The following is a 15,582-nucleotide window of genomic DNA, read 5'->3' as shown; positions in this document are numbered from 1 at the left end:
TACCTGTACGCTTGAAGGGATAAATAACAAGATAAAGTTAATCAAGCGGATGGGGTATGGCTATCGAGATACCGATTATTTCTTCTTAAAGATAAAAGCGGCTTTCCCCGGAAAGCCGCGATGAACCCCTTTTTATTACGTGTATAACGCAATGATAGACATAAAAAATCCCCCAGTTATTGGGGGATTTTTATTTCTGGATAACGTTACAACTTATTAAGTCGCCGTATTTGGATCAAGTGGACTGATATAACCGTTTGGTTTCAATGCCAGTACGTCACAATTGATCTTATCAATCACATGCTCTGCCGTGTTACCAATAAACACTGCAGAAAGCCCTGTGCGTCCGGTTGTACCAAGAATAACCATTGCCGCATTTAGCTTTTCAGCCATTGCAGGGATGATGTCTTCTGGTAAGCCTTGCTCAACGATAGTTTGCTCTTCATCCAGTCCGTGTTTTTGGCGAAGCGCTTTCATTGCTGTTAAGTGATGACCACGCACTGCGTCGGTATACGTCGTTGGGTCAAACTCAGGCAATTCGATCGTGATATTCGCCGGTGTAACCGGATAAGCATTAACAAGATACGGGTCTGCATCAAGACGATTAGTGATTTCTTTTAGACGCTCGACCATCGAATCGTTCAAGTCAATGTGCGTAGGGTTTTCAGAACCAACATGGACAGAAGCAAGAATCTTCGCATGCTCTGGCCAATCAGCATTTTTAATCAAAAGTACAGGGATAGGGCACTTACGCAACAAATGCCAATCTGTAGGAGTGAAAATGACGGATTCTAGAACATCGTGTTTACGCGTTCCTTTAATAACGATGTCGTGACCGCCAGCAAAGACTTCAGCAATGATCGCTTCATAAGGGCGATTATGCCAAACAACACAAACATCAAAGTCGAAGCTATCGTCTAAATACGGTTGGGCTATCTTACGCATCCATTGTTCACGTTGGTGGATAACACCGCGACGCATAGCATCTCTTTCATCGACCGACAGCATTGAGGTCATGTCATACGAAAAATCGTAGATTGACAGAAAGAAAGTGATTCGGCTTCTGGATACACTTTTTCGAGCGAGTTGAACTGCTCTTGCAAGTGCTGGCTGCTCATCATTATTGATGTCAGCAACAACAAGGATCTTACTGTATATACTCATATCTAAGCCCACTTATTATTGTAAAACCAAATACTGAATATAAGGTAAATCAGTATATTGGAGTACACAAGGTACATTTTTACTGTAGCTCAGTTTGGGGAAGAATTTGAGGACTTTCGAAGGGATTTTGGAAGAAATATGATGTAGCTCATTTTCGAGCTACATCAATTGATAGGGCAAATTAGTCTTTGCTGACGCCAGCAAGTTCCATCAATGCATCGTGATCTAAGATGGTGATGTACTTACCTTTTACGCTCAGAATTTCAGATTTCTGGAAGCGACCAAGTAGGCGGCTGATGGTTTCAACTGTTAGACCGAGGTAGTTACCAATATCACCACGAGTCATGGTTAGACGGAACTCTCGAGGGCTAAAACCACGTTGCGAGAAACGTGTTGATAGGTTGTAAAGGAAAGCCGCAAGACGTTCTTCAGCATTCTTTTTAGAAAGCAGAAGGATCATTTCTTGGTCACCTTTAATTTCGCTACTCATTAGACGCATGATCTGCTGACGAAGCTTAGGCATTTTGCCTGATAGGTCATCAAGGATTTCGTAAGGAATCTCACAAACCATTGAAGTTTCAAGTGCTTGAGCAAAACTTGGGTGTAGATCGCCCGTGATTGCGTCAAAACCTACAAGGTCACCTGCTAAGTGAAACGCAGTAATTTGCTCATCGCCTTGTTCTGTAATGGTGTAGCTCTTGATTGTGCCAGAGCGGATAGCGTACAGAGATTTTAGCTCATCACCTGCTTTAAAAAGCTCTTGGCCTTTTTGGATTGGCTTTTTACGCTCGATGATTTGATCCAACTGATCCAGTTCAGACTCGTTTAGAGTGAACGGAATACACAGTTGGCTAATGCTACAATCTTGGCAATGAATCGCGCAACCACCTGATTGGATACGCTTTGTTGCAGGTTTTTCAGAAATCATAACAACCTTTCACTATTTGATATACATCAATATTTTATCACCGCTTACTTCTAAAGGGTAGCAAAAAAATGATGGAAAACGACTTTGATGCTATATGAAACCAAGCATTCGCATCGCGCCGGCGGCAGTATACATGCCATAGCTTATTAGGATTAATGCAGAGATGTTTCTAAATATTAACGATTTTTGCAACTTCTGAAAATGGCTCGCACCATATCCGATGGCAAGCATTGATGGAAGAGTTCCGAGACCAAACGACAGCATGATTAATCCGCCGTTTAAAGCGTCTCCTGAAACTGCAGACCAGGTTAACGCCGAGTATACTAGTCCACACGGTAACCAGCCCCAAATAAAGCCAAATGGAAAGGCATACATTGGGTGCTTCAGTGGCAACAAGCGTTTTCCTGCTGGAGAGATGAACTTCCAGATATGTTGACCAGCTTTCTCAATAACAAGCAGTCCTTGCCACCATTTTGCGATATATAGGGCGACTAAGATCATGAAAAGCGCGGCGACAAATCGAAGCCAAGCGAGAGACTGGGTTAAACCGCTCAACTCTGAAAGACCTGATATAGCACCACCAACAATTGCCCCAATTAACGCGTAGCTTGCGAGTCTGCCAACGTTATAGAAAAGGGGAATAGAGGAAGAAGGTTTATTGTTCGGTGCGCCCATGGAGAGTAGAGAGGCGATACCGCCACACATTCCCATGCAATGACCAGCCCCAACGAGACCGATCATAAATGCACCAATAAAGTCTGGGCTCATAGAATAACGCTATTGTTTTTTATTATTTGGTTTTTCGTCTTCATCAAGAAGAATGTTGTGACCTTGTCGCTCTAGATCTTCAAACTGGTCGCTACGAACAGCCCAAAGAAAAATAGCAACGGCGACACAGACCAACACAATGGCGATAGGGATTAATATGTAAAGACTTTCCATGTTTGATCTCTCACTTACTTCTCTTTAAGCAGTCGCAACGAGTTGGATACAACGATAATAGAACTCGCTGACATACCGACTACGGCGACGTAGGGGGCGACTAAGCCTGCAACAGCAAGCGGCAAAATTAGCAGGTTGTAGCCCAAAGACCAAGCCAAGTTTTCTCGAATTATCTTTCTTGTACGTATTGCAAGCAACCTTGCTTCTAATAGCTTTTCTAAATTATCGCCTAGGAGCGTCATATCTGCAGAAGCTTTAGCGACGTCCGTACCACCACCCATCGCTACAGAAAGGTGCGCACCAGCCAGCGTAGGCGCATCATTGATGCCATCGCCAACCATCATGGTGATATCGTCTTGATCTAGTCTTTTAAGATACGCGAGTTTGTCTTCTGGTTTTGCCGATGCGATCACATGGTCGATACCCATTTCATCTGCAACAGGCTGGGCATTTTGTAATGAATCGCCTGTCAATAAGGTAGTTGTAATACCAGCGTCAGCAAAGCGTTGGATGAATGCTTTACTCTCTTTACGAATGGGATCTCGGTAGTAAAAGGTCGCCACATGTTCTTCGTTTACAGAAAGATACACAGCATTGCTTTCATCTCGGTTTTCACCAACAACAAAATTAGCACTGCCAATTTTTACTGTCTTGTTGTTCCAAACACCTTGAATACCAGAACCAATGACGTTTTGAACCTTATCGACGTAGATATCTTCATGACCAAAACCAGAAAATGCTCGTGCGATAGGGTGATTTGCATGCGCCTCAAGTGCCGCAGCAAGAGCTAATGCCACTGACTTATCTAACTCAGCTAAAGTTTTGGTTTCACTAATCTCGATATCGCCTTTAGTCAAGGTGCCGGTCTTATCCACGACAAGATGATTAATCTTACACAGCGTTTCGAAAACATGCCCTTTACGTAACAAGATACCAAAGTTACCCATACGAGAAGTTGCACACGTTAACGCGGTTGGTGTCGCTAGAGATAGGGCGCATGGACAAGTAGCAACCAGAACAGAGAGCATAATCCAGAATGCATCATCGGGTTTAGTTTGGTGCCAGTAGAACCAAGTCCCTGCAGAAATGATTAGAATTGCGCCAACAAAATAGCGCGCTACTACGTCGGCAATTTCTGCGATTTTTGGTTTGGAATGTTGGGCTTCATCTTGAAGACGAACGATATTAGAAATCATTGAATCTGCTTTAGAATTCGTCACTTCAAGTTCGAACGATTCGTCTCCATTTAATGTTCCCGCGTAAACTGCATCTCCTGCTTTCTTAACCACGTGAACAGATTCGCCGGTCAGCATCGATTCATCGATATGGATACGACCAGAAATCACTTTACCGTCGGCAGGAATATGTTCGCCAGGAAGAACGCGAATGCGATCGCCAACCTTTAGGGTTTTCACCGGAATTTGTTCACCGTCTAGTGTTGTCGCTATTGCAGGGATTAACTTAAGAAGGTTACCGCTAGCCGCAGCTGCTTTGCGACGAGCGCGCATTTCTAAGAATCGACCGACCAACAAGAAGAAGGTAAACATCGAGATAGATTCAAAGAACACTTCGCCTTGCTCAGTCACTGTTGCGACTAAGCTCGCCACATAAGCAAAAATCAGCGCAATGGAAACAGGAACATCCATACCAAGGGTTCGACCTTTGATACTTCGCCATGCATTGAGGTAAAAGGGAAGCGCTGAATAGAGCAGTACAGGTGTTGCGAAGATTAAGCTTACCCATCGAAAGTAGTTTTTAAACTCTGGCTCCAAATCGCCAAAAACTTCCAAATACAATGCTACTGCAAGCATCATTACTTGCATGGTTGCAAGACCTGCGATACCTAAACGATAAAGGTACTGTTTCATCGTATGGTGGTAGGCAGCTTCTTGCTTGTCTGCCTCAAAAGGTGCTGCTTTGTAACCAAGCTTGTGAATCACTGATAGTAACTCGCTCAGACGTACTTGTGTCTTATCCCATGCAAGTAAAGCTCGGTTAGTGGTGGTATTTACACGAATAGAAACCAATCCTTTAACGCCGGAAACTTGCTTTTCGATCAGCCACGCACAAGCAGCGCAGGACACGCCTTCTAAAGAAAGGGTTACTTCAGAAGTGTTCTCGTGGTTACGAACGAACTCTGACTGAACGTCCTCATTGTCATAATGGATGAGAGCTTGGAGTTGCTCGGGGACTAGATCCGCCTTTTCTGCTGGCGCAGTTCGATATTGGTAATAGGAGACAAGACCACTATCAACAATGGTTTGCGCCACTGTTTCACAACCCGGGCAACACATGTCGCGAATTTCACCTAATATTTCTACTTTGAAATCCGTGTTGGCTGGTACATCTTCACCACAGTGATAACAGGATTTACACATAGGCTTACTTCATTAATGTTGTTGGTTGTGCTGGGAATTCGACGCGACCTTGAATCATCCATTCTTTGTTATGCGGTTCAAGCTCAACGAACCAAGGACCTTGAATAGAGTTTTCTGGCGTTAAACGATAGTTACCTTTCGCATCAGCAGTAAGTAGCTTAGTGAAATCACGGTCTGGCAATGTACGGTGCGTGAATGTCGCTGTTAGTGCAGGGAAGTGCGGTAATTCACCTTTATTGAAAGAGATAACCACTGTGTTGTTATCAGACGAAACAGTAGCGTTAAGACCAAGGTCACGAGCGACATTCATTTTACTGATATCGATATTGATGCCTTTGCCTTTTTTATAGTAATCCTCGGCGACCAAAGAAACTGAGTTATTGGCGAATACGACCACTGTAACGATTGTCCATACCACAACAGTTAGAGGCAGGATGATCAGGAACCACGGCCAAAATTGTTTATACCAAGGCTTTACCATAAAAAAGTTCTCAACAGCTAAATGAAAAAATGTAAGGCTTTAAATTTAAAGGAAAGACAGCCCCTATGAAAGGGGCTGTTATTGAAATGTTACTTATTGTCAGAGTTGCTTAAACTCCAGACGTATGCCGCGACAAGTTGAACTTTGTCTTCGCCTAGAATGTCCTTCCAAGCTGGCATCACACCAGAGCGACCGTTCATAACTGTTTCTGTTACTGCAGCGCGTGAATCGCCGAATAACCAATCTTGGTCAGTTAGGTCTGGTGCACCTACAGCAGGGTTGCCTTTACCATCGGTGCCGTGACAAGCTGCACACACAACGAAACGAGCTTTGCCGGCTTCCGCTTCACGTGCGTTCACTTTACGACCAGAAAGGCTTAGCGTGTAGCTTACAACTTCTTGAACACCTTGTTCGCCAAGTGCATCTTTCCACGCTGGCATCTGACCGATACGGCCTTGCATGATAGTAGTCACGATAGCCGCTGGCTCACCGCCATATAACCATGCGTCGTCAGTTAGGTTAGGGAAACCTTTTTGACCACGAGCATCAGAGCCATGACATTGCGAACAGTTCTGTAGGAACAAACGTTGACCAACTTTAATTGCTTCAGGATCTTGCGCAATCTCAGGGATAGGGCGTAGACCATCTGCGTTGTGAGCAAGTGCGCGGAATGCTTCACCGAAGTATGCATCAGCATCATCTAGCTCTTTAGCGTATTGGTTAAGTTGCTTGTTTTCTTGTGCTCGTGCGATGGCTTCTTTCGACTCTTCCAACGTACGTACAGTTTGATCTGAACTCTGCCAGTTTAGGACACCTTTGAAGCTACCTAGACCTGGAAATAGGGTCAGGTATACAGCAGCAAACACAAACGTGCTCACAAACAAGTATGTCCACCATTTTGGTAGAGGGTTATTAAGCTCGCGAATACCATCGTACTCGTGGCCCATGTCTTCCCCTTCCTCGACGCCCATTTTGTCTTTAGCGCACCAAGTCAGGAGGATCGCACAGCCTACTAGCGTACCGACAGTAATCACGATAATCCAGAGACTCCAGAATGTAGTCATTACTTCTTCACTCCTTGGTTATTTGGGGTCGTTTGTTCTTCGTCAGCAAACACCAAGTTAGCATCTTCCTCAAAGCGTGCTTTACGCTTCTTACCAAATGCCCACCATACGATGCCAATAAAACTAGCGAAGAGCACAACGGTATAAATACTATGAATTGTACCGAAATCCATATGACCCCCTTACTTCATTGCATGACCAAGAGACTGAAGGTAAGCGATGATTGCATCCATCTCTGTTTTACCTTCTACTTCTTTAGCCGCATTCGCGATTTCTTCATCCTTATAAGGGACACCGAACTGGTCACGGAAGATTTCTAGTTTCTTCTGTGTCAGCTTGCCGTCTAGTACGTTCTCTTCAAGCCAAGGGAAGCCTGGCATGTTTGATTCTGGTACTAGCTCTCGCGGGTCAATAAGGTGAACACGATGCCATTCGTCAGAGTAACGTCCACCTACGCGTGCCAAATCTGGACCTGTACGCTTAGAACCCCATAGGAATGGGTGTTCCCAAACGCTCTCACCAGCGACAGAGTAGTGACCGTAGCGCTCTGTTTCAGAACGGAAAGGACGAATCATCTGGCTGTGACACACGTTACAACCTTCACGGATGTATATGTCACGACCTTCCATTTCCAGAGGAGTGTAAGCTCGTAGATTTTCTACAGGCTCCGTCGTTTGCTTCTGGAAAATCAGAGGAGTGATTTCAACAAGCGCACCCCAACTGATTGCAAAGACGATGAAAATAGCCAACAAACCGACATTGCGTTCTAGGATTTCGTGGCGATTATTCGAATTATTACTCATTCTTTAATCTCCTTATGCCGGTTGAGGGATAGCTTTTAAGCTTTCTTTAGGCGCAGTTACCGTCTTGTACGTGTTGTATGCCATTAGGAACATACCTGATAGGAAGATGAAACCACCTAAGAAACGTACGAAGTAGAACGGGTAAGATGCTTCTACAGATTCTACAAAGCTGTATGTTAGTGTGCCGTCAGAGTTAACTGCGCGCCACATTAGACCTTGCATTACACCTGAGATCCACATCGCTACGATGTAAAGAACAGTACCGATAGTCGCCAACCAGAAGTGAACATTGATTAGGCTTACAGAGTACATACGCTCTTGACCAAATAGACGAGGGACAAGGTGATATACAGAACCAATTGAAACCATTGCAACCCAACCTAGTGCACCAGAGTGAACGTGACCAATGGTCCAGTCTGTGTAGTGCGATAGCGCGTTTACTGTCTTAATAGACATCATTGGACCTTCGAAAGTAGACATACCGTAGAAAGACAATGAAACGATTAGGAAACGTAGGATAGGGTCGTAGCGAAGCTTATGCCATGCGCCAGACAGCGTCATGATACCGTTGATCATACCACCCCAAGATGGAGCAAATAGAACCAAAGACATCACCATACCAAGAGACTGAGTCCAGTCAGGTAATGCTGTGTAATGCAGATGGTGAGGACCAGCCCAGATGTATAGGGAAATCAGTGCCCAGAAGTGAACGATAGATAAACGGTAAGAGTAAACAGGACGTTCAGCTTGTTTAGGGACAAAGTAGTACATCATACCTAGGAAACCAGCGGTCAGTAGGAAACCTACCGCGTTGTGCCCATACCACCATTGAACCATTGCATCCACTGCACCAGAATAAATCGAGTACGATTTACCAAGTGACACAGGGATAGCCATGCTGTTCACGATGTGAAGTACTGCTACTGTTAGGATAAAGGCACCGAAGAACCAGTTAGCCACGTAGATGTGAGAGGTATTACGCTTGACCAATGTTCCAAAGAACACGACTGCGTAAGATACCCATACTATCGCGATTGCGATATCAATAGGCCATTCTAACTCAGCATATTCCTTACCAGAGGTTAAACCTAAAGGTAGGGTGATTGCTGCGGCTAGGATAATTGCTTGCCAACCCCAAAAGGTGAAGGCAACGAGTGGGCCACCAAAAAGACGTGTTTGACAGGTGCGCTGAACAACATAATAAGATGTTGCGAACAGAGCACTGGTACCAAACGCAAAAATTACCGCATTAGTATGCAATGGACGTAAACGACTGTACGTCAACCACGGCGTATCAAAGTTTAGCTGTGGCCAAACTAACTGAGCGGCAATCAAAACACCAACAGCCATACCAACTATGCCCCATAAAATGGTCACAAGGGTGAATTGGCGAACGACTGTATAGTTGTAGTTTTGTTCAAGCTGCTTTACTTGGCTCATTTGCATGCTTCCAATTTCTAATTAACTACACTTTACTTCCAACACGACTTGCGTCGTAACACCACCCAAGTAAACTCTAGAATTCAAGTGTTATCATCACTTTATTTCCATTGCTGACTTTAATAAAAAGTGGCATTTTCAGCGTGACACTATACTTGAATTAACATTTCAATGACAGAGTAGTAACCTTACAAGACCTCTGGAAATCATTTTTTATTTAAAAAGTTTGAAGTTTGTAACAAGGATATTAGGAATTATGGCCGCACAAAAGTTAACAAAGGCGAGACTTGCACAAATCTTAATCATGCTCAGTCTTTTAATCGGTGCCTTTTTCTGGCGCACCTTTACTTATGAGACGAGCAAAGAGGTGGACTGTTCACAAAAACAACGATGTGATGTAACAATTGGTGTATCAAAAATCACTATAAATAAGACTTCGAAAGGCTTTTCAATCGAAAGCCCAGAAAATCGCAGTATAAAAATTGATCTAAATCAATCTGGTGAATTTATTAATCTCAACGATAAATATCGAGACATCAATTGGAATAGTATTTCGGAAACAAAAGCGATTAATATCAAATTAAATGAAAATATTGTCCAAGTTCATTTATAAATCTGATCTGACGCGAGATAATTGCATCTTGTTTATGCAATTAATGCTTTCTTGCCTAGCAGTAAAAATTTGCAGTGGTATAACAGTAAAGTGATAACCAATAATAAAACCGTATGCAGTGCCAATCATTATTTACTCATATCACCGACGAATATTTAGCGATAGAAGAATTTCGCTCTGAACTCAGTGAGGAGAATCTCTCACATATCATTTGCTACTACACTGAAGAGTACGACTTCAGAGCAATTCAGTACGCATTCTCCGACCTGTTTCCTGACATTCCATTCCATGGTGCTAGCTCATGCCAAGCTATCATGACTAACCATGGTTACCATCAAGGTCCTACCATTGCGATACTCGCGATCTATGACTCAGGTTTACATTCTTACGGGACAGGAATTTCAACTTATAGTACGGATATTGAATCCAGCGTAGACCAAGCGCTGAATATGGCTTTATTTCATGCAGATAGAGTAGGTGAGGTTCCTAACTTAATTCTCTTACATGCGACACCTGGGAATGAAGAATCTGTCATAGAATGCATTGACAGTCGGTTCGGAACATTAGTCCCAATCATTGGTGGTTCTGCTGCTGACAATAACATTGAAGGTAATTGGTCAATTATTACCTCTCAAGGGTACGAACAAAATGGCGTGAGCTTAACGTTGTTTTACTCCTCACAGCCGGTCGATATCGCATTCAGCGCAGGACACTCGCCAACAGGGATAACTGGTATTGCGACGAAAACGAAAGGTCGCATCTTACTCGAGATAGATAATCAACCTGCTCTCGATGTATATCGAGCGTGGACAAATCATCAACAAACACAAACTGATAGAGAAAGCTTCCTGTTCACTAACTCAAGTGCATATCCGTTAGGGCGCATCGCGGGTCAATTGTATGAGAGACCTTACTACAAACTCTCACACCCGATAAGAGAAACTGAACAAGGTGGCATTGAGCTTTTCACCGATATTGAAGAAGGCGAAATGCTAACGTTGATGCAAGGTAGTCGCCAGCATCTTGTCGCAAGAGCGGCGAGAGTTGTGAACGCTGCATTCAATCAAAAGTTAGAGGAATCTCGAAAGATAGGGGTGATCAATATCTTTTGTGCTGGTCCTATGTTGCACTTAAAACAGGACATCAACAGTGTTTGTGAACAAATTAATCAGGAATTAGAGAACCTGCCTTTTATTTGCCCGTTTACTTTTGGTGAGCAAGGAAGATTTATAGGTGGTGAGAATGGACATGGAAACCTGATGATATCATCAGCGATATTCCATAAACCTTATGAAAGATAAATATTTAGAGATATACCAGCAGGAAGCGTTACAAGAGGCACTTGTCGAACTCAAAGAGGCAAGGCAACGTGAGAAGTTATTGGCTGATGAAAACAAAGCCATTCTGTCAGCAATCTCTGCAATGAGTGAAGCTCGAAACCGTCACGAGATTTTCTCCGGTCTAAACAGTGTTCTAAAGAAGTACATTGATTTTGATGACTTCATCGTCATTACCCGCGACTGTAATAGACAAAACTTCAAGACGTTATTATCAACAAATAGTGTTTTTGATAGAGCAGATTGGTTACCGGGTAACGCGTCGGAAAGGGCTCTTAATGGCGAATGTATTTTGTTGTTCGAGCCGATGCGATTAAAGGAGTTTGAGAGCTTAAACTCCTTTATTAAAAGCCACGTGAATTCAATGCTACTTACGGGCATTCGATCTGAAGTAACCCAGACTATTATCATCCTTGTTGGAGCTCAAAAAGGTCACTTCAGTATTGAAAACAAAGAAACGTTAAGGCGTTTTAGACCCTTAATTGAAAGGGCTGTTATCGATATTGAAACCAAAGAGAAGTTACAACGTATCGTTGAGGTGAGGACGTCTCAATTAGCACGGGCTAGAGAAGAAGCAGAAAGAGCTAACCAATCGAAGTCTGAGTTTTTGGCCATGATGAGTCATGAAATTCGAACGCCTTTGAACTCAGTTCTGGGGATGTTAGACATCTTGAGACAATCAACTTTAACCGATGCCCAGTCAGACGTATTGAACCAAATGGAATGCTCTGCAGATTTGCTATTGGCGATTATCAGCGACATTTTGGATTTATCAAAGATAGAGTCAGGAAGCTTTCATTTAAATGAACAGTGGACAGACTTAAGTGACGCGGTAACACTAATTGTTTCTCAACAAAAACAAGTGGCTACAAGCAAAAGTTTGAGCTTTGACCTACACTGCAATCTAGATAGAAATAAACAGTACTGGATTGATTCTACTCGTATATCACAGGTGCTTTTTAACTTGATTGGAAACGCGATTAAGTTTACAGACTTTGGAGATGTGCATGTTTCTGTGCTAGAAAGCAATGGTGAAATCATCATATCTGTCGCAGATACTGGGATAGGAATCCCTCAAGCTAAAATTGGTCATTTGTTTACAGCTTTTCATCAAGGCGACAGCTCCATTACTCGTCGATTCGGTGGTACTGGGCTTGGACTTGCCATCACTAAACACCTTGTTGAGATGATGCGAGGTTCAATTTCTGTAAAAAGTGAAGAGAGAGTCGGCTCTCTTTTTACAGTCAAAATCCCGGTTCTTACCAGGACTAACCAAGAAAGACCGGTAAAGATAGAATCAAATCAGCCATCAAAGTCGACCAACATTTTAGTCGTGGAAGATACTGAATCTAACCAGTTAGTGATAAAGCTTATTCTGAATAAACTCGGGCACAATGTATTTATTGCCAGCCACGGCGCGGAAGCCTTAACGTTTTTGGAGCAACAAACACAAGACATCGATATCATTTTAATGGATGTGTCGATGCCCGTTATGGATGGCATTACAGCGACAAGACTTATCAGAAAGAAAGGAATCAAAACACCAATCATCGCATTGACTGCACACGCGCTTGAGAGTGATAAAGCGACATGTATGAAAGCTGGCATGGACGGATTTGTATCAAAGCCAGTTCGCAGACAGGATATCTACGAAGCGATCCATTCATTAGTGGAGATCGCGTAGCGAATTAATATAGATCTTAACAATCGTAAGATTATTAAGATCTATATTAAGTATTTTATGGTAAATCGCGGTTATGTTTAATGACACTCATAAAAAGCCTCATATTTTAAAATCTGAGAGGGATAGGAGCCCAAACGAAGAAAGAATTGGCGTACGTTGACATTCTATTTAACATAATATACATAATGCGCACTGATTTTGTAGGCGCAAAGTTGTAATGTCACTATTTACCAAAGTTAAAAAGTTAAAATGTCTCTTTAGTTCGTAGTCACTAAGCTTTGCTTACAACCAGCTAAGGATACGTTTAAGATGCTAGTTACTATGAATGATTCTGATATCAATCGTTTTAAAGTAATCCAAGATATTTGCGATCGTAGGAGTCGACGCGGCAGACATCCTTGATTTGAGTGTTCGCCAAGTTCAGAGGCTTATGAATCGCCTGAGAGAACTCGGTGCTGTAGGATTGACTCACCAAGCTCGAGGTAAGCCAAGTAATAACCGCTATCCCAGTGGCTACCGAGACACAGTTTTAAAACTGATTCGTGATCACTATTCTGATTTTTCTCCAACACTTGCCAGAGAAAAACTAACGGAGTTACATAGTCTTCCAGTATCTAACGAGACCTTACGAAGTTGGATGATTGCAGATGGTTTATGGACACCGCATTCGCAACGCAAGCCTAAAGTTTACCAACCTCGCTACCGACGTGATTGTTTAGGCGAGCTCGTTCAAATTGATGGCTCTTACCACGATTGGTTTGAAGGACGATCTGACAAATGCTGTCTATTAGTCTTTATCAATGATGTGACTGGACGTTTGATGAACTTACAGTTAAGCATTAGTGACGTCGTAACCTTGTGTTCTTCAACAATACTGAGGTGTCACTTGTTTATTCATTTTCTTATGACATTAAAAAAGCGACTTGTTACAGTCGCTTTGAGTTTTTTTTGTGACACTGTAACTCTTTTACATCATAAGAGTCATCTTTCCTGGAGCACTCATTCTAATTGATGACAATGCTTCCCCTGATATCTGGACGTTAGCAAACCAAAATGGTTTGTGCTTTTCTGCAAACACTTCACTTCTCGATAAGTTATCATAGATTGCATATGCCCTAGCCTGCGCTAAAGCTGCTCCATAGACACTGCGCTCTAAGATGGGTTTGCTTTCGATGTCTTCAAGAACAGCAACTTTTATATGTTCTACATTCTTCGACCAGTGAAAGTTTTCTAAAAGTCTTTTAGTCACCAGAGCTTCCATATCGACAATGACTTTAGGCAAGAAAGCGGAATTTGGTCGGACATCGGCACAGGCATAATACTCATCTTTCCTGTTCGTTTTTCTATAGTTCAGCATGACTTCAATGAGTGCGTCTTCAAACGTATCTGTGAAGTGATTAATCAATACGATGCTACCTAAGCTACGAAGCGTTCCGATCAAAACACCACAATCGGAATCTTGAACATCTGCCGATTCCAATCGCATTTTGGTGACGTTGGCAGTCAAAACCAATTGTTGCCAAAACTTGGGAGTCAGGATTTTAGTATTATTATCTGACCATCTCATCATTGGGCGCGCCATTAAAACCGGGAATAGCTTACGGCAATTTTCAATTCCAAGGCGCCCAATCGCGACTCTTGCATCTGAACTAGTTTTAGCCGCACTCCCTCGCTCACGCAGTCTTGAGTTCTCAATCAGATCTATAATCGTTGAGCTTAGCTGATGGCTATTGTTAGCCAAGTCTGTCAGTTTTGAAAAGCTTAGAGATGGAGAATAGGCAAACGATGCGAATAACTCAAATGCGGGTATATTGCTCGATAATTTATCAATTGGAAGCGTTTCAAGCTTCTTCATTAACATTCGATCGGCCACTTTCGATACATCGCTGATGACTTTTTGCAGTGTTTTCTGCTTGTCTTCCACGATTTGGCGTTTTTCTTTTACTCGCTCTTGTTCGCACATGAGAAGTATTCTTTGGTTGCGCGTGATTCTGTCTTCTTCACTAAAGATCACATCGTCACAATAACGCCCCTGTAAACTGAGGAGCTTATCCACTTGTGACTGATCCACTTGGTGGTTCATACTAGCTAGCCACTTGGCATGTCTAAGTTCGACTTCTTTCGATACTTTGACCGCGATGTCCATTGCTTCTGGTGTGTAATTTTTTTGCGTGAGCAACAAACTGATATTCCTAACGTTGTTTTTATTTTCCTGTCGGCAAGTTTATCTATAAAGACACACGCAGTAAATGGAATGTGATATTAATTCCACTTATAAATGAATGCTAATTATCGAAATATTATTAGTGAATGCTAATTGCCCGTTGTTATGTGTAGTCGTATATACTTTTCAGAGAATTTATAACGATAACGTTTGCCAATTTTCACATTTGATTTGGTGAACTGACATACGCGTTTATCACCATTTCCTTTAACTCTCTTGATCGTTGCACTCTTGCCTTTGTGTTCCATTTCAATCATCAAGTCACAATATCCGTGGTAACCATCAAATGCTCTATCAGTTTTCTTCTGCAGCTCCGCTTTGATTTTTTTCGCTACAGGATTGATTTCTGAGTCGTCAGCTATAGCAACAGAAATTCCAAATAAAAAGCACAAAAACGTGACAGTGTATCGCATGATGTTCCCTTTCGATTCGTAAAAGTGAAACTCTAACTCACTGACTTTGCTAATATAAAAATGGGACACATTAAATGCGTCCCGTTTAACACGAATAAGTAATTGATAGTT

General features: G+C 42.6%; 16 protein-coding genes and 1 pseudogene. 5 read left to right on the top strand and 12 right to left on the bottom strand.

The window, feature by feature from the left end; genetic code table 11:
• The coding region (locus tag ABMY42_RS22220; RefSeq protein ID WP_137406502.1) for a transposase at positions 1–124 on the top strand (124 nt) is incomplete at its 5' end.
• A 92-nt stretch (positions 125–216) separates the two neighbouring features.
• On the opposite strand, the gene uspE is transcribed toward ABMY42_RS22220, so the two are convergent.
• The 10 genes from uspE to ccoN all read right to left on the bottom strand — a co-directional run bounded on the left by uspE (position 217) and on the right by ccoN (position 9,200).
• Complete coding sequence (uspE, locus tag ABMY42_RS22215; protein ID WP_349266808.1) at positions 217–1,164, bottom strand: universal stress protein UspE; 948 nt, start codon at positions 1,162–1,164, stop codon at positions 217–219.
• Between the two features lie 181 nt (positions 1,165–1,345).
• Positions 1,346–2,092 carry an FNR family transcription factor gene (locus ABMY42_RS22210; RefSeq protein WP_005445781.1) on the bottom strand — a complete coding sequence of 249 codons (747 nt, stop codon included), beginning with the start codon at positions 2,090–2,092 and terminating at the stop codon, positions 1,346–1,348.
• Between the two features lie 90 nt (positions 2,093–2,182).
• Positions 2,183–2,860 carry a sulfite exporter TauE/SafE family protein gene (locus ABMY42_RS22205; RefSeq protein WP_005445779.1) on the bottom strand — a complete coding sequence of 226 codons (678 nt, stop codon included), beginning with the start codon at positions 2,858–2,860 and terminating at the stop codon, positions 2,183–2,185.
• A 9-nt stretch (positions 2,861–2,869) separates the two neighbouring features.
• Positions 2,870–3,034: a cbb3-type cytochrome oxidase assembly protein CcoS gene (gene ccoS, locus ABMY42_RS22200; protein ID WP_005429857.1), complete on the bottom strand. Its 165-nt coding sequence runs from the start codon at positions 3,032–3,034 to the stop codon at positions 2,870–2,872.
• Positions 3,035–3,048: 14 nt separating this feature from the next.
• Complete coding sequence (locus ABMY42_RS22195; RefSeq protein ID WP_349266807.1) at positions 3,049–5,412, bottom strand: heavy metal translocating P-type ATPase metal-binding domain-containing protein; 2,364 nt, start codon at positions 5,410–5,412, stop codon at positions 3,049–3,051.
• 4 nt (positions 5,413–5,416) lie between these two features.
• Positions 5,417–5,893 (bottom strand): FixH family protein, encoded by a 477-nt coding sequence (locus ABMY42_RS22190; protein ID WP_005445775.1) that lies wholly within the window; start codon positions 5,891–5,893, stop codon positions 5,417–5,419.
• An 89-nt stretch (positions 5,894–5,982) separates the two neighbouring features.
• Positions 5,983–6,957 carry a cytochrome-c oxidase, cbb3-type subunit III gene (gene ccoP / locus ABMY42_RS22185; protein ID WP_005429865.1) on the bottom strand — a complete coding sequence of 325 codons (975 nt, stop codon included), beginning with the start codon at positions 6,955–6,957 and terminating at the stop codon, positions 5,983–5,985.
• Entirely contained in the window at positions 6,957–7,130 is a 174-nt protein-coding gene (locus ABMY42_RS22180; protein WP_005429887.1) for a CcoQ/FixQ family Cbb3-type cytochrome c oxidase assembly chaperone, read from the bottom strand. Before ABMY42_RS22180 ends, ccoP begins: the two co-directional genes overlap by 1 nt.
• Before the next feature lie 9 nt (positions 7,131–7,139).
• Positions 7,140–7,760, bottom strand: coding sequence for a cytochrome-c oxidase, cbb3-type subunit II (gene ccoO / locus ABMY42_RS22175; RefSeq protein ID WP_009697800.1), 621 nt, complete (start codon positions 7,758–7,760; stop codon positions 7,140–7,142).
• Between the two features lie 12 nt (positions 7,761–7,772).
• The gene (ccoN, locus tag ABMY42_RS22170; protein ID WP_005445771.1) at positions 7,773–9,200 is read right to left on the bottom strand and encodes a cytochrome-c oxidase, cbb3-type subunit I; all 1,428 of its coding nucleotides are present in this window, start codon (positions 9,198–9,200) and stop codon (positions 7,773–7,775) included.
• Positions 9,201–9,456: 256 nt separating this feature from the next.
• Here ccoN and ABMY42_RS22165 point away from each other — a divergent pair, with 256 nt between their 5' ends.
• From ABMY42_RS22165 to ABMY42_RS22150, 4 genes and pseudogenes are all read left to right on the top strand, one after another.
• Positions 9,457–9,813 (top strand): hypothetical protein, encoded by a 357-nt coding sequence (locus ABMY42_RS22165; RefSeq protein ID WP_005445770.1) that lies wholly within the window; start codon positions 9,457–9,459, stop codon positions 9,811–9,813.
• A 113-nt stretch (positions 9,814–9,926) separates the two neighbouring features.
• Positions 9,927–11,114: an FIST N-terminal domain-containing protein gene (locus tag ABMY42_RS22160; RefSeq protein WP_256902169.1), complete on the top strand. Its 1,188-nt coding sequence runs from the start codon at positions 9,927–9,929 to the stop codon at positions 11,112–11,114.
• Positions 11,104–12,834, top strand: coding sequence for a response regulator (locus ABMY42_RS22155; protein ID WP_059678567.1), 1,731 nt, complete (start codon positions 11,104–11,106; stop codon positions 12,832–12,834). The genes ABMY42_RS22160 and ABMY42_RS22155 overlap by 11 nt, the downstream gene beginning before the upstream one ends.
• A 321-nt stretch (positions 12,835–13,155) precedes the next feature.
• A pseudogene (locus ABMY42_RS22150) lies at positions 13,156–13,681 on the top strand (helix-turn-helix domain-containing protein); the annotation flags it as partial.
• Positions 13,682–13,801: 120 nt separating this feature from the next.
• Here the strand turns inward: ABMY42_RS22150 and ABMY42_RS22145 are convergent.
• Both ABMY42_RS22145 and ABMY42_RS22140 read right to left on the bottom strand, forming a co-directional pair.
• The gene (locus ABMY42_RS22145) at positions 13,802–15,016 is read right to left on the bottom strand and encodes an HDOD domain-containing protein (RefSeq protein ID WP_009697843.1); all 1,215 of its coding nucleotides are present in this window, start codon (positions 15,014–15,016) and stop codon (positions 13,802–13,804) included.
• A 131-nt stretch (positions 15,017–15,147) separates the two neighbouring features.
• The gene (locus ABMY42_RS22140; RefSeq protein ID WP_005446827.1) at positions 15,148–15,471 is read right to left on the bottom strand and encodes a hypothetical protein; all 324 of its coding nucleotides are present in this window, start codon (positions 15,469–15,471) and stop codon (positions 15,148–15,150) included.
• Between the last annotated feature and the right edge of the window lie 111 nt (positions 15,472–15,582).

The sequence above is a fragment of the Vibrio sp. SSH13-20 genome (assembly GCF_040104475.1).
GTDB classification, from domain to species: domain Bacteria; phylum Pseudomonadota; class Gammaproteobacteria; order Enterobacterales; family Vibrionaceae; genus Vibrio; species Vibrio harveyi.
This window is presented reverse-complemented; position numbering and strand designations above follow the sequence as displayed.

Excerpts from the sequence above, each read along its gene's own strand:
- uspE (WP_349266808.1), bottom strand. The coding sequence starts at position 1,164 with ATGAGTATATACAGTAAGATCCTTGTTGTTGCTGACATCAATAATGAT.
- ABMY42_RS22210 (WP_005445781.1), bottom strand. The coding sequence starts at position 2,092 with ATGATTTCTGAAAAACCTGCAACAAAGCGTATCCAATCAGGTGGTTGC.
- ABMY42_RS22205 (WP_005445779.1), bottom strand. The coding sequence starts at position 2,860 with ATGAGCCCAGACTTTATTGGTGCATTTATGATCGGTCTCGTTGGGGCT.
- ccoS (WP_005429857.1), bottom strand. The coding sequence starts at position 3,034 with ATGGAAAGTCTTTACATATTAATCCCTATCGCCATTGTGTTGGTCTGT.
- ABMY42_RS22195 (WP_349266807.1), bottom strand. The coding sequence starts at position 5,412 with ATGTGTAAATCCTGTTATCACTGTGGTGAAGATGTACCAGCCAACACG.
- ABMY42_RS22190 (WP_005445775.1), bottom strand. The coding sequence starts at position 5,893 with ATGGTAAAGCCTTGGTATAAACAATTTTGGCCGTGGTTCCTGATCATC.
- ccoP (WP_005429865.1), bottom strand. The coding sequence starts at position 6,957 with ATGACTACATTCTGGAGTCTCTGGATTATCGTGATTACTGTCGGTACG.
- ABMY42_RS22180 (WP_005429887.1), bottom strand. The coding sequence starts at position 7,130 with ATGGATTTCGGTACAATTCATAGTATTTATACCGTTGTGCTCTTCGCT.
- ccoO (WP_009697800.1), bottom strand. The coding sequence starts at position 7,760 with ATGAGTAATAATTCGAATAATCGCCACGAAATCCTAGAACGCAATGTC.
- ccoN (WP_005445771.1), bottom strand. The coding sequence starts at position 9,200 with ATGAGCCAAGTAAAGCAGCTTGAACAAAACTACAACTATACAGTCGTT.
- ABMY42_RS22165 (WP_005445770.1), top strand. The coding sequence starts at position 9,457 with ATGGCCGCACAAAAGTTAACAAAGGCGAGACTTGCACAAATCTTAATC.
- ABMY42_RS22160 (WP_256902169.1), top strand. The coding sequence starts at position 9,927 with ATGCAGTGCCAATCATTATTTACTCATATCACCGACGAATATTTAGCG.
- ABMY42_RS22155 (WP_059678567.1), top strand. The coding sequence starts at position 11,104 with ATGAAAGATAAATATTTAGAGATATACCAGCAGGAAGCGTTACAAGAG.
- ABMY42_RS22140 (WP_005446827.1), bottom strand. The coding sequence starts at position 15,471 with ATGCGATACACTGTCACGTTTTTGTGCTTTTTATTTGGAATTTCTGTT.